This is a genomic window from Siccirubricoccus sp. G192 (genome assembly GCF_019084075.1).
Classification (GTDB): domain Bacteria; phylum Pseudomonadota; class Alphaproteobacteria; order Acetobacterales; family Acetobacteraceae; genus G192.
This window is the reverse complement of the sequence record NZ_JAHREN010000001.1, coordinates 3,792,955-3,804,891: the sequence shown is the minus strand read 5'-3', so window position 1 is coordinate 3,804,891 and position 11,937 is coordinate 3,792,955. Positions and strand designations below refer to the sequence as shown.

13 protein-coding genes are annotated in these 11,937 nt (G+C 67.4%); 6 read left to right on the top strand and 7 right to left on the bottom strand.

Going from position 1 to position 11,937, the window contains the following annotated elements; genetic code table 11:
- The first annotated feature begins 113 nt into the window (after positions 1-113).
- The 5 genes from KSF81_RS18340 to KSF81_RS18320 all read left to right on the top strand — a co-directional run bounded on the left by KSF81_RS18340 (position 114) and on the right by KSF81_RS18320 (position 3,575).
- Entirely contained in the window at positions 114-1,253 is a 1,140-nt protein-coding gene (locus tag KSF81_RS18340) for an acyl-CoA dehydrogenase family protein (protein ID WP_217380198.1), read from the top strand.
- A gap of 3 nt (positions 1,254-1,256) precedes the next feature.
- Positions 1,257-2,120 (top strand): acyl-CoA dehydrogenase family protein, encoded by an 864-nt coding sequence (locus tag KSF81_RS18335; protein WP_217380197.1) that lies wholly within the window; start codon positions 1,257-1,259, stop codon positions 2,118-2,120.
- A complete protein-coding gene (locus KSF81_RS18330) occupies positions 2,092-2,289 on the top strand; it encodes a hypothetical protein (RefSeq protein WP_217380196.1) in 198 nt (65 codons plus the stop codon). The genes KSF81_RS18335 and KSF81_RS18330 overlap by 29 nt, the downstream gene beginning before the upstream one ends.
- A 33-nt stretch (positions 2,290-2,322) precedes the next feature.
- Entirely contained in the window at positions 2,323-3,087 is a 765-nt protein-coding gene (locus KSF81_RS18325; RefSeq protein WP_217381757.1) for a crotonase/enoyl-CoA hydratase family protein, read from the top strand.
- A gap of 86 nt (positions 3,088-3,173) precedes the next feature.
- Positions 3,174-3,575 (top strand): four-helix bundle copper-binding protein, encoded by a 402-nt coding sequence (locus KSF81_RS18320; protein ID WP_217380195.1) that lies wholly within the window; start codon positions 3,174-3,176, stop codon positions 3,573-3,575.
- A 9-nt stretch (positions 3,576-3,584) separates the two neighbouring features.
- On the opposite strand, the gene KSF81_RS18315 is transcribed toward KSF81_RS18320, so the two are convergent.
- From KSF81_RS18315 to KSF81_RS18305, 3 genes are read right to left on the bottom strand one after another with little or no spacing between them, the layout of a single operon-like run.
- On the bottom strand, positions 3,585-4,337 hold the full coding sequence (locus tag KSF81_RS18315) for an SDR family oxidoreductase (RefSeq protein ID WP_217380194.1): 753 nt from the start codon (positions 4,335-4,337) through the stop codon (positions 3,585-3,587).
- A gap of 14 nt (positions 4,338-4,351) precedes the next feature.
- A complete protein-coding gene (locus KSF81_RS18310; RefSeq protein WP_217380193.1) occupies positions 4,352-5,395 on the bottom strand; it encodes a C-terminal binding protein in 1,044 nt (347 codons plus the stop codon).
- 14 nt (positions 5,396-5,409) lie between these two features.
- Entirely contained in the window at positions 5,410-6,585 is a 1,176-nt protein-coding gene (locus KSF81_RS18305; protein WP_217380192.1) for a mandelate racemase/muconate lactonizing enzyme family protein, read from the bottom strand.
- Positions 6,586-6,697: 112 nt separating this feature from the next.
- On the opposite strand from KSF81_RS18305, the gene KSF81_RS18300 reads away from it, so the two are divergent.
- Positions 6,698-7,459, top strand: a complete 762-nt coding sequence (locus tag KSF81_RS18300) for an SDR family oxidoreductase (protein ID WP_217380191.1) — start codon at positions 6,698-6,700, stop codon at positions 7,457-7,459.
- A 32-nt stretch (positions 7,460-7,491) separates the two neighbouring features.
- Here KSF81_RS18300 and KSF81_RS18295 read toward each other — a convergent pair whose 3' ends face one another.
- The 4 genes from KSF81_RS18295 to KSF81_RS18280 form a co-directional block, all read right to left on the bottom strand.
- Positions 7,492-8,397: a carbohydrate ABC transporter permease gene (locus tag KSF81_RS18295; protein WP_217380190.1), complete on the bottom strand. Its 906-nt coding sequence runs from the start codon at positions 8,395-8,397 to the stop codon at positions 7,492-7,494.
- Between the two features lie 42 nt (positions 8,398-8,439).
- Positions 8,440-9,396: a carbohydrate ABC transporter permease gene (locus KSF81_RS18290; protein ID WP_217380189.1), complete on the bottom strand. Its 957-nt coding sequence runs from the start codon at positions 9,394-9,396 to the stop codon at positions 8,440-8,442.
- 75 nt (positions 9,397-9,471) lie between these two features.
- Positions 9,472-10,806, bottom strand: coding sequence for an ABC transporter substrate-binding protein (locus KSF81_RS18285; protein ID WP_217380188.1), 1,335 nt, complete (start codon positions 10,804-10,806; stop codon positions 9,472-9,474).
- Positions 10,807-10,856: 50 nt separating this feature from the next.
- Positions 10,857-11,909: an ABC transporter ATP-binding protein gene (locus KSF81_RS18280; protein WP_217380187.1), complete on the bottom strand. Its 1,053-nt coding sequence runs from the start codon at positions 11,907-11,909 to the stop codon at positions 10,857-10,859.
- Positions 11,910-11,937 lie beyond the last annotated feature (28 nt).

Genomic DNA, 11,937 nt, shown 5'->3' with positions numbered 1-11,937 from the left:
GATCACGCTTCGCGCCGCAGCAAAGCGGGGCCGGCGCCCCATGTCGAGGGGGTGGCGCGCCGGCGCGGAATGGGCCACTCAAGGTGGTGGCAAGCATTGGGAGGATGGGCAGGATGGCCGGTTTGCGCTTCGACCTGCGGGACACGCCCGAGGGGGCGCCGGCACTCAGGGCCGAACTCCGCGCCTTCCTGGCGGAAGCGGGAAAGGATTGGTCGCCCAGGGTCCGGGCCTATTCCTGGATGGGCTTCGACCGGGACTTCTCGCGCGAGGTCGGAAAGCGCGGCTGGATCGGCATGACCTGGCCGAAAGCCTATGGCGGCCAGGAACGCACCGCCCTGGAGCGCTACGTGACCCTGGAGGAGATGCTGGCGGTCGGCGCCCCGGTCGGCGCCCATTGGATCGGCGACCGGCAGTCCGGCCCGCTCATCCTGCGCCTCGGCACGGAGGAGCAACGGCGGGAATTCCTGCCCCGGATCGCCCGCGGCGCGCTGGCCTTCGCGATCGGCCTGTCCGAGCCGGATTCGGGCTCCGACCTGGCCAGCCTGCGGACCCGGGCGGAGAAGGTGCCGGGCGGCTGGCGGATCAATGGCCGCAAGGTCTGGACCACCAACGCGCATCTCTGCGACTTCATGATCGCCCTGCTGCGCACCAGCCCGATCACCGACCCCAGGCAGAAGCACCAGGGGCTGTCGCAATTCCTGGTGGATTGCCGGCTCTCCGGCATCACCATCCGGCCGATCCTCGACCTGGTGGGCGAGGAGGGCTTCAACGAGATCACCTTCGACGATGTCTTCGTGCCCGATTCCATGCTGGTGGGGCAAGAGGGCGCGGGCTGGGAACAGGCCACGGCCGAACTCGCCTTCGAAAGGTCCGGGCCGGAACGCTACCTTTCCTCCCTGCCGCTGCTGACCGCCGCGCTGGACGACCTCCGCGCCGAACCGGCCGCCCCCGAGGCGGTGGGCCGGCTGCTCGCCCGGGCCGGGACGCTGCGGCAGATGTCGCTGGCGGTGGCGGGTATGCTGCAGGAGGGCAAGACCCCGGCGCGGGAGGCGGCGTTGGTGAAGGACGCCGGCAACGACTACGAGCAGGCCCTGCCGGAGCGGCTGCGCGAGTTCTTTGATCCCGGCCGCACGCCACCGGAGGTGCAGGAGATGCAGGGCTACATGACCATGGTCGCCCGCAGCTACAGCCTGCGCGGCGGCACCCGGGAGATCCTGCGCGGCATCATCGCCCGCCAATTGGGGCTGCGCTGAGCCATGAGCGACACGAACGAGGACCTGCGCGGCATCCTGCTGGAGCAGGTGGAGCGGCTGCTGACCGACCGGTCCAGCCCCAACCTTCTGCGCGCGACGGAGCGGGGTGAATGGCCGGCGGCGCTCTGGGCCGAGGTGGAGGCGCTCGGCCTGCCGCTCGCCCTGGTGCCGGAGGCGATGGGCGGTGTCGGGCTCGGCTGGGCCGATGCGGTGGCGGTCTGGCAGGTGCTGGGCCGCCACGCCGCGCCGCTGCCGCTGGCCGAGAGCATGGCTGCCGCGGCACTGCTGGCCGCCGCCGGCATCACCCCGCCTGCCGGATTGATCGCCCTGGCGCTGCCCGGCGAGGCCACCGCCTGGGGGCGCCAGGCTGGACATGTGGCCGCGGTGCAGGGTGGCGAGGTGACGCTGCACGCTGCCGCGGACCTCACCTGGCAGCCAGGCCGCAGCCTGATCGGCCGGGAGCCGGCGGACCAGGCCATGCTCGGCGAACCGCTCGCCCGGGGGCGCGTGCCGGCAGGCTGGGGCGCCGATGCCGGGCTGCTGGCGGGTGCCCTGCTGCAGGCAGCGAAGATCGCCGGCGCGCTGGAGGCGGCGCTGGACATGACGGTCGACTATGCCAAGACCCGCAAGCAATTCGGCCGGCCGATCGGCGGCTTCCAGGCGGTGCAGCAGCAGCTTGCCGTCTGCGCCGCCGAGGTCGCGGCCTGTGGTGTCGCGGCGGCCCAGGCCGGGCGTGCGGCGGACCGGCGCGGGTTGGCTGGCGCCGAGTTCCGAGATCGCCTCGGCCAAGGTGGTGGCGGGCGAGGCAGCCGGGACCGGTGCCGCCATCACCCACCAGGTGCATGCCGCCATCGGCTTCACCGATGAGCACCAGTTGCACCTCTTTACCCGCCGCATCTGGTCCTGGCGCGATGCCTGCGGCGCGGAACGCTTCTGGGCCCGGCGGATCGGCCAGGCGGCGCTGGCGCGTGGCGGCGCGGCGCTCTGGCCGGACCTGACCGGACGCGACGAGACCCAAGGGGAGAGCGAGCCATGAGCGACTACATCCGCTACGAACAAGGAAGGGCCCATCGTCACCCTGACCCTGAACGCGCCCGAGCGGCGCAACGCCATCTCCACCTTCGCCGATTGCGACGCGGTGGTGGATGCCTGCCACCGTATCAACCGTGACCGTTCCGTGCGCGCCGTGATCCTGACGGGGGAGGGCACCGCCTTCTGCGCCGGCGGCGACCTCAAGGCCATGCGCGATCGCCGCGGCATCATCGAGGGCAGCCATGCCGATCTCCGGGAGAATTACCGGCGCGGCGTGCAGCGCATGGCGCAGGCATTGTATGAATGCGATGCGCCGACCATCGCCGCGGTGAACGGGCCGGCGATCGGCCTCGGCCTCGATGTCACCTGCATGTGCGATATCCGTATCGCCAGCGAAAAGGCCAGCTTTGCCGAGAGCTTCGTGAAGGTCGGCATCGTGCCCGGCGATGGCGGCGCCTGGTTGCTGCCGCGGGTAGTGGGCATGTCGGTGGCCTGCGAGATGAGTTTTACGGGTGATATGCTGGATGCGCAGGCGGCACAGGCCGTGCGGCTGGTCTCACGGGTGGTGCCGCATGAGGGGCTGATGCAGGCGGCGCGCGACCTCGCCGGCCGGATCGCCACCAACCCGCCGGAGGTGCTGCGGATGACCAAGCGCCTGCTGCGGGAGAGCGAACATGTCCGGCTCTCGACCCTGCTGGAGATGTCGGCCGCCTACCAGGCCCTGGCCCATAGCACCGAGGACCATAAGGAAGCGGTGTCTGCCCTGCTGGAAAAGCGCAAGCCGAGCTTCACCGGCCGGTGAGATCATTCACGGCGGCGCCCGGCTGAGGGAGCCAGGGGCGGTGTCATGCGTTCCGGCGCAGGTCGTCGGAAGGAAAGGCACCGCCAATGGAACATCTGCAGGAGATGCTGCGCAGCCAGCCGCATCAGCCCTCGGCCCTCGACACCATCCGGCGATGCATCGAGGCCTGTTTCGACTGCGCCCAGGCATGCACCCTCTGTGCCGATGCCTGCCTCTCCGAGGACAACGTGGCGGAGCTGCGCTACTGCATCCGCCTCGACCTTGATTGCGCGGATGTCTGCGGCACCACCGGCCGCATCGTCTCCCGCCTCACCAAGCCGAACCGGGCCTTGATGGAGGCGGTGCTGAATGCCTGTGCCGATGCCTGCCGGGCCTGCGCCGAGGAATGTGAGCGCCACGCCGGCATGCATGCGCATTGCAAGATCTGCGCCACTGCCTGCCGGGCCTGCGAGCAGGCCTGCCAGGACCTGCTCGGCGCCATGCCCTGACGGAACCGCCTAGCCGCGGCCGATGAAGGGCATCTTGGCTGCGGTGACGGTGACGAACTGGATATTCGCTTCCAGTGGCATGTTCGCCATCATCAGGATGGTCTTGGCCACGTGCCGCACATCCATCACCGGCTCCACTGCCACCGTGCCATTCGCCTGCTTGACCCCGCGCTGCATGCGTTGGGTCATCGGCGTGGCCGCGTTGCCGATATCGATCTGGCCGCAGACGATATCGTATTTCCGGCCATCGAGCGAAAGCGACTTGGTCAGGCCGGTGATGGCATGCTTGGTCGAGGTATAGGCGATGCTGTCCGGCCGCGGCACATGCGCCGAGATCGAGCCGTTGTTCACGATCCGGCCGCCCATCGGCGCCTGCGCCTTCATCAAGCGGAAGGCCTGCTGCGCGCAAAGGAAGGAGCCGGTGAGATTGATCTGCACCACCCGCGCCCAGTCCGCATAGGCCAGATCCTCAAGCGGCCCAGCCGGGACATTGCCGCCGGCATTGTTGAACAGGAAGTCCAGCCGCCCGAACCGTTCCTTCACGGCGGCGAAGAAGGCATTCACCGCCTCCGGGTCGCCAACATCGCAGGGCAGGGGCAGGGCACGTGGGGCAGCATCGCCGGCCATCCCCATCGTTTCCTCCAGCGCCTCCTTCCGCCGACCCGCCAGGGCGACGGACCAGCCATCCGCGAGCAGGGCGAGGGCCGAGGCACGGCCGACGCCGGAGCCGGCGCCGGTGACGACCGCGATCTTGCTGGCCATGGTCCTTGCTCCTTCTAGCTGTTCGGGCCGCGGCCCATGCCGATGGGCTGCCAGCGGCGCAGCGTCGTGTTCTGCAGCACGCCCGGATTGACGCAGCTCATCGGCCATTTGCCGGAAAGCACCAGCGCCAGCTCATTTCCGACCCGGCGCTTCCGCGCCTCGTCGAAACGGGCGGAAGCGGAGGCGACATGCGCGGTCAGCGTGACATTCTCCATCCGCAGCAGCGGGTTGTTGTGGGAAGGCGGCTCGGTTTCCAGCACATCCAGCGCCGCATGGGCGATCCAACCCTCCTGCAGGGCGCGGATCAGCCCCTCTTCCTGGACGGTCGGGCCACGGCCGGTATTGATGAAGATCGCGGTCGGCTTCATCTGCCGGAAGTGCTGCTCCTTCAGCATGTGGTGCACCTCCGGCCGGGCGGGCGCATGCATGGAGACGAAGTCGGATTGGCTCAGCACTTCCGAAAGCGTCGCCGGCTGCACGCCGTATTCGGAGATCAGCATCTCCTCGATGAAAGGATCATAGGCGATCATCCGCAAGCCGAAGGGCGCAGCGCGTTTCGCCACGGCGCGGGCGACCCGGCCGAAGGAGACGAAGCCCAGGGTCTGGCCCATCAGCCGCGGGATCTTCAGCAGTGCTGGGCGGCCTTCCTTCCAGCGGCCCTCCCGCACCATGCGGTCCTGCTCGATCAGCCGGCGGAAGCCGGCGAGCAGCAGCATCATGGCATGGTCCGCCACCTCCTCGATGAAGGTGTCGGGCACGTTGGTCACCGGGATGCCACGCGCGGTGGCCGCCTTCACATCCACCGAATCGACGCCGACGCTGCCGAGCGCGATGATCTTGCAGCGCTCCAGGCTGTCGATGATCGCCTTGGTCATCGGGATGCCCTTGGCATAGATCGCATCGGCCTGCCGGGCAGCGGCGATGAAGGCAGCCTCCTCCACCGGCGCCTCGACGATCTCAGCATCCATGCCCTCCAGCGCCTCGCTTTCCAGCGCGTAGCCGCCGCCGGCCACGGTGAAGCTGGCGCCGGCCGGCGTCACGATCCTGAACTTCGCCATCTGTCTCTCCTCCCTCAATGCTTCGGTGGCCGCGCCCGGATGGCGGCCTCGTTCACCTCGACACCCCAGCCCGGCCCGGTGGGCAGCACCAACTCGCCATTCTCGATCACCGGCGGGGGCGTGAATTCGTCGCGCCAGGAGACGCTGTCGATATCGATTTCCATCACCCGGAAATTCGGGATCGTCGCGCTGAAATGCGCGCTGATCATGCTGCACAGGTTTCCGTAGAAATTATGCGGCGCGCAGTTGACCTCATAGACATCGCACATCGCGGCGATCTTCATGGATTCCGAAAGCCCGTTCCAGATGACGTCGACGATGCCAACATCCATGGCGTAATTCTCAAGAAAAGGCCGGAATTCGCGCCGCCCGTGCAGCGTCTCGCAACTGGCGATCGGGCAGGGCGCCTGGCGCTTGATGGAGGCCAGCGCCGGTGCGTCATGCGTGTCGATCTCGAGCCAGGTGAGATTGAAGGGCGCCACCGCCTCCGCCACCCGCAGGAAACCCTCCGTGCGGAAGTGGAAATTGACGTCGAGATGCAGGTTCATCTCCGGCCCCACCGCCTCGCGGATGGCGGCCAGGTGGTCCCGCAATTGGGCCAGGGTGCGGTTGTCCCAGTTCAGTTCCGGCCAGCCGGCATGGCGGGCGAAGCCGGGCGAGAACTGGTAGAGCTTCCCATCCGCCCCGGGGATCAGGATATTGGTCTTGAGACCGTGGAAGCCACGCGCCTTCACCTCGGCCGCATGGCTGGCGACCTGGTCCCGGTCCAGCAGGGGCGGCACGCCCATATGCGCGGCATTGCGCACCCGGTAGCTGCCGAAATGCGACCAGTAGACCGGGATCCGCTCCCGGATCGGGCCACCGAACAGCGCATAGACCGGGATATTGCGGGCCCGGGCGGCGATATCGAGCAGCGCATTCTCGATCGCCGCGATCGCCTGCTGGTTCAGTCCGCCGCGTGATTGCCGGGTCATCACGTGCAGGAAGGCCGTGACCTCCTCGAAGCGGGTCGGGTCGCGGCCGATGAGCAGGGGCGACAGCCCCTCGATCACCGCGGAAAGCCCGGTCGAGCCGAAGCTTTCATTGTATTCGGACCAGCCCACCAGCCCATCGGAGGTGGTGACTTTCAGAAAGGAGAATAGCCGCCAGCCGGCATCGGCGCGCAGCGTCTCGATTCTGGCGATCTTCATGGTTTCCCCCCGCCTGCTGGACGTGGCGGGAGCGAAGCATGACCGCCGCCGCTCCACAAGCCGCTGCGGGGGCGCTAGCTTGATGTGTTGCAGAAACCCGGAGGGGAAACGCATGGGTCAATTGCAGGGCAAGATCGCCTGGATCACCGGCGCCGGCAGCGGCATCGGCGAGAGCGCGGCGCTGAAACTGGCGGAGGCAGGGGCGTTGGTGATCCTCACCGGACGCCGGCGGGAGCCGCTGGAGGAGGTCGCCGGCCGCATCCGGGCGGCGGGCGGCACCGCGCATGTGCAACCGGCCGACCTGATGAAGTCGGCCGAGGTGCAGCGGGTGGCCGACTGGATCAGCAAGGAGCTTGGCCGGCTCGATATCCTGGTCAGCAATGCCGGGCTCAACATCACCGAGCGCGACTGGAAGCGCCTCAGCCCCGAGGGGGTGGATGAGCTGATCCACGGCAACCTCTCCTCCGCCTTCTATTGCGCGCAGGCGGTGCTGCCGATGATGCGAGCGCAGGGCGGCGGGTTGATGATCCACACCGCCTCCATGGCCGGGCGCAATATCGGCGGCATGAGCGGCGCCGGCTATACCGCCGCCAAGCATGGCGTGGTGGCGATGAGCCACAGCATCAACATGGAGGAATGCACCAACGGCATCCGAAGCTGCGCCCTGCTGCCGGGCGAGGTGAATACGCCGATCCTGAAGAAGCGGCCGAACCCGCTGAGCCAGGAGGACCTGAACCGGATGCTGCAGCCCGAGGATTGCGGCGAGATGATCCGCCACATCGCCGGCCTGCCGCCGCATGTCTGCGTGAACGAGATCTGGCTCACGCCGACCTGGAACCGCGGCTATGTCGCGGCCCAGTCGCGCAAGCTGTAGGACGGTGAGGGGGGGGCCGGGCGGCCCCCCCCTTATTCCTTCACCGCGCCGGTCAGCGACGAGACGTAGTAGTCCACGAAGAACGAATAGAAGATCGCCACCGGCAGTGAGCCAAGCAGGGAGCCCGCCATCAGCGCGCCCCACTGGTACACGTCGCCCGACACAAGCTCCGTCAGGATCGCCACCGGCACCGTCTTGTTCTCGCTCGACTGGATGAAGGCGAGCGCATAGATGAACTCGTTCCAGGAGAGCGTGAAGCTGAAGATGCCGGCGGAGATCAGCCCCGGCACCGCCAGCGGCAGGGTGATCTGGGTCAGGATCTGCAGCCGTGTCGCGCCATCGATCAGCGCGCATTCCTCCAGCTCATAGGGGATCGACTTGAAGTAGCCGATCAGCAGCCAGGTGCAGAAGGGCACCAGGAAGGTCGGGTAGACCAGGATCAGCGCCAGCGGGCTGTCGAAGAGGCCGAGCTGCACCACCATGGTCGCCAGCGGGATGAACTGGATCGAGGGCGGCACCAGATAGGCGAGGTAGATAGCCAGCCCGACATACTGGCTGCCGCGGAAGCGCAGCCGCTGGATCGCATAGGCCGCGAGCGTGCTGGAGAGCAGCGACAGGAAGGTGGCGCAGATCGCGACCGTCATGGTGGTCAGCAGCCAGCGCGGATAGGCGGTTTCGAAGAGCAGCTTGTAGATGTGGTCCAGCGTGGGCGAGGCGATCCAGAACGGATTGTAGGTCTTGTAGTCGTAGAGTTCGGCATTCGGTTTGAAGGCCGTTACCGCCATCCAGTAGAAGGGAAACAGCAGGATCACCACGAAGCAGGCGAGCGGCAGGTAGATCGTCACCACGCGCCGCGCGCGGCTGTCCCAGGACATGGTCTCGGGCGCGACGGTGGCGGTGGGGCGCGGCTCGGGCGCGGCGAGTGTGGCTTCGCTCATGGGCGTGGCTCCTGCGCCGGGCGCGCGTGTCTCGCGGGCCGGTCAGTCATTGCCTTCGCCCTGCTGCCACTTCCGCCGGGCGAGTGCGAAATAGCTGAACAGCGTGGCGAAGACGAGGAAGGGGATCATCGAAACGGCGATTGCCGCGCCCTCGCCGAGCTGGCCGCCGGGGATGCCGCGCTGGAAGGCGAGTGTCGCCAGCAGGTGGGTGGAGTTCACCGGCCCGCCCCGGGTGATGGCATAGACCAGCTGGAAGTCCGAGAAGGTGAAGATGATGGAGAAGGTCATCACGATTGCCAGGATCGGCAGCAGCAGCGGGAAGGTGATGAAGCGGAAGCGCTGCCAGGGCGTGGAACCGTCCAGCAGCGCGGCCTCATAGAGCGAGGGCGAGATGGTTTGCAGCCCCGCGAGCAGCGAGATCGCCACGAAGGGGATGCCGCGCCAGATATTGGCCGCGATCAGCGACCAGCGCGCCGGCCAGGTGGAGCCCAGGAAGTCGATGTTGTGGTCGAGGATGCCGAGCCTATCGACCAGGATATAGGAAATGATCGAGAATTGCGGGTCGTAGATCCACCAGAAGGCAATGGCCGAGAGCACGGTCGGCACGATCCAGGGCAGCAGGATGATGGCGCGCAGCAGGCTCTTGAAGGGCAGGTGGTTGTTCAGCAGCAGTGCCAGCCAGAGACCCAGCCCGAATTTCCCGACGGTTGCGACCGCGGTGTAGAAGACACTGTAGAAGACCGCGCTCCAGAAGATCGGGTCCCCCATCAGCCACTCGAAATTCTCGAGGCCGACCCATCGGCCGCTGCGGCCGATGGTGGTGTCAGTGAAGGCCAGCCAGATGCCGAGCCCCAGCGGATAGGTCAGGAACACCAGCAGCAGGGCCGCCGCCGGCAGCATGCAGATGAAAACGAGGAAGGGTTTCCAGTCGAACAGGCGCGCCAGCGCAGAAGGCTGCGGCCTGACCCGGCTCCAGTCGGTTGCTGCGGTGACGGACATCGGGGTTCCTTCAGGGTTCCGCCCGGGGAAGAGGCGCGATGGCGGCACCGCGCGTGCGGTGCCGCCGGCCGGGCCTCAGCCGCGGAAGTAGCGGCGGGCGCGGCGTTCGGCCTCGCGCGCCGCCTGTTCCGGCGTGGACTGGCCAGCGGCAACGGCAGCGCACATCTGCACCATAATGTAATCGGCCGTGGCCGCGCCGGACGCCTCGCTGATCGGCCCCTTGTAGCCGTTCCAGAAGCGGTTATCCATCGTGTCGCGGAAGATCTCGATCTTGGGGTCGGATTTCCAGACGGCGCTCGCCGAATAGGCGCGCAGCGGATGCGCCCAATAGCCGGAATTGGCGTTCAGCCAGCGATCGTACTGCTCGGACTCCAGCATGAATTGCAGGAAGGCCTTGGCGGCATTCGGATAGCGGCTGTGCTTGAACACCATGGCATTCAGCGTGAGGCCCGCCTGCGGCGCCTGGCCGATCAGGCCGAAGGGCATCAGCGTGTGCTGGGTGTCCTCGGCGATCGGCGCCGTCGCCGGGTCGTTCTTCAGCGCGAAATAGAGCGAAACGCCATTCGCGGTGAGCCAGCATTCATTGGCCGCATAGGCGCGGTTGTTGCTGACATCGCCCCAGGACAGCGTGCCGGAAATGAAGGTGGGATAGAGCTCCTTCAGGTAGTTCAGCGCGGCGATGGTCTCGCGGCTGTTGATAGCCACCTTGCCGGCCTCATCCACGAGGTAGCCGCCATGCGACCAGATGAGCCAGTTGGCGAAGCCATTGCCGTCGCCCACCGCATTGCCGAGCGCGAAGCCGGCCGGCTTGTTCATCTGCTTCAGCTTGCGGCAGAGCGCCAGGAACTGCCCGAGGTCATTCGGCGGCCCTTCGAAGCCGGCCTCCTTCACCGCCGACTGGCGCCATACGATCGGCCCGCTGGAAGCGCCGAAGGGCAGGCCGATCCAGTCGTTGCTGTTGTTCCGCTTGCCGTATTTCTCGGCCATGAACATCCAGCCGCCATAACGCTTGCCGAGATACTCGGCTACGTCGGTCAGCTCGATCAGCTTGTCGACATAGATATGCGGCGCATCGCCGAAGCCGATGATCATGTCCGGCCCGGCGCCGGTGTTGGCAGTGACAGCGGTCTGCTGAGTGATGTCTTCCCAGCCCACGAAATCGACCCGGATCTGAACGCCGGTCTGCTGCGTGAAGCGGGCGGCGTTGTCGCGGAACACCTCCTCGTCCGGCTGCACGAAACGCACCGGGCGCAGCATGCGGAGCGTCGCGCCACTCTCGATCGGCAGGCGCGGGGCCTGCGCCTCGGCGCGCTGGATCTGCTGCCCCATGGCGCCCTGGCCAAGCGTCGCGGCGGCCAATGCGCCGGCGCCAAGCCCGATCGTGCCGCGGCGGGTGATGATGTTCGGCATGCCTTGCTTTCCTCCCCGTGGTGATTGCTGGTCCCGGATGATCCCCGGGTTCAAAGCCTCTGGCCGGTCTGTTGGTCGAACAGGTGCACCAGCGCCGGATCGGGCGAGATCGGCAGCGCTTCCCCCGGTCGCGCCGAGACACGCTCGCGGAAGGCGCCGGTCATGGCGGATTCGCCGAGCCGCATCAGCACCTGGGTCTCCGACCCGGTCGGCTCCACCACCTGCACGGTGGCGCGGATGCCGTCGGGGTCGAGGCGCAGGTGCTCGGGGCGGAAGCCATAGACGGCCTCGCGTTCCGACACCGGCTTGCCGTTCAGCGGCAGCGGCCAGGCGGTGCCGTCGGCGCTGCGGAACACCCCGCCTTCGACCCGTCCCGGCAGCATGTTCATGGCGGGCGAGCCGATGAAGCCGGCGACGAAGAGGTTGGCCGGCCGGTCGTAGAGTTCCAGCGGTGGCCCGGCCTGCTCGATATTGCCGCCATTCATGACCACGATCTTGTCGGCCATGGTCATGGCCTCGATCTGGTCATGGGTGACATAGACCGTCGTCACCTGCAGCCGCTGGTGCAACTCCTTGATCTCGGCCCGCATCTGCACCCGCAGCTTGGCGTCGAGGTTGGAGAGCGGCTCGTCGAAGAGGAAGACCTGCGGGTTGCGCACGATCGCGCGGCCCATCGCCACGCGCTGCCGCTGGCCACCGGAAAGCTGGCGCGGGTAGCGGTGCAGCAATTCCTCCAGCCCGAGAATGCGGGCGGCGCGCAGCACTTCCCGGTCCATGACCTCCTTCGGCGCCTTGGCCAGTTTCATGGAGAAGGCCATGTTCTGCGCCACCGTCATATGCGGGTAGAGCGCATAATTCTGGAACACCATGGCGATGTCGCGATCCTTGGGCGGCACGGTATTCACCACCCGGCCGCCGATCGCGATCTCGCCGCTCGTGATGTTCTCGAGCCCCGCCAGCATCCGCAGCAGCGTCGATTTGCCGCAGCCGGAAGGGCCGACCAGCACCACGAATTCGGCATCCTCGATATCGACGCTGACGCCGTGCAGCACTTCCACGGACCCGAACGCCTTCCGCACATTGCGGATCTCGACCGTCGCCATTCAGCCTCCCTGCAAGGGGCGATGGACT

What these genes read in the sequence shown, in the direction of transcription:
- KSF81_RS18290 (WP_217380189.1), bottom strand. Translation starts at nt 9,396, where the DNA reads ATGTCCGTCACCGCAGCAACCGACTGGAGCCGGGTCAGGCCGCAGCCT.
- KSF81_RS18310 (WP_217380193.1), bottom strand. Translation starts at nt 5,395, where the DNA reads ATGGCGAAGTTCAGGATCGTGACGCCGGCCGGCGCCAGCTTCACCGTG.
- KSF81_RS18305 (WP_217380192.1), bottom strand. Translation starts at nt 6,585, where the DNA reads ATGAAGATCGCCAGAATCGAGACGCTGCGCGCCGATGCCGGCTGGCGG.
- KSF81_RS18340 (WP_217380198.1), top strand. Translation starts at nt 114, where the DNA reads ATGGCCGGTTTGCGCTTCGACCTGCGGGACACGCCCGAGGGGGCGCCG.
- KSF81_RS18320 (WP_217380195.1), top strand. Translation starts at nt 3,174, where the DNA reads ATGGAACATCTGCAGGAGATGCTGCGCAGCCAGCCGCATCAGCCCTCG.
- KSF81_RS18335 (WP_217380197.1), top strand. Translation starts at nt 1,257, where the DNA reads ATGAGCGACACGAACGAGGACCTGCGCGGCATCCTGCTGGAGCAGGTG.
- KSF81_RS18285 (WP_217380188.1), bottom strand. Translation starts at nt 10,806, where the DNA reads ATGCCGAACATCATCACCCGCCGCGGCACGATCGGGCTTGGCGCCGGC.
- KSF81_RS18295 (WP_217380190.1), bottom strand. Translation starts at nt 8,397, where the DNA reads ATGAGCGAAGCCACACTCGCCGCGCCCGAGCCGCGCCCCACCGCCACC.
- KSF81_RS18300 (WP_217380191.1), top strand. Translation starts at nt 6,698, where the DNA reads ATGGGTCAATTGCAGGGCAAGATCGCCTGGATCACCGGCGCCGGCAGC.
- KSF81_RS18280 (WP_217380187.1), bottom strand. Translation starts at nt 11,909, where the DNA reads ATGGCGACGGTCGAGATCCGCAATGTGCGGAAGGCGTTCGGGTCCGTG.
- KSF81_RS18315 (WP_217380194.1), bottom strand. Translation starts at nt 4,337, where the DNA reads ATGGCCAGCAAGATCGCGGTCGTCACCGGCGCCGGCTCCGGCGTCGGC.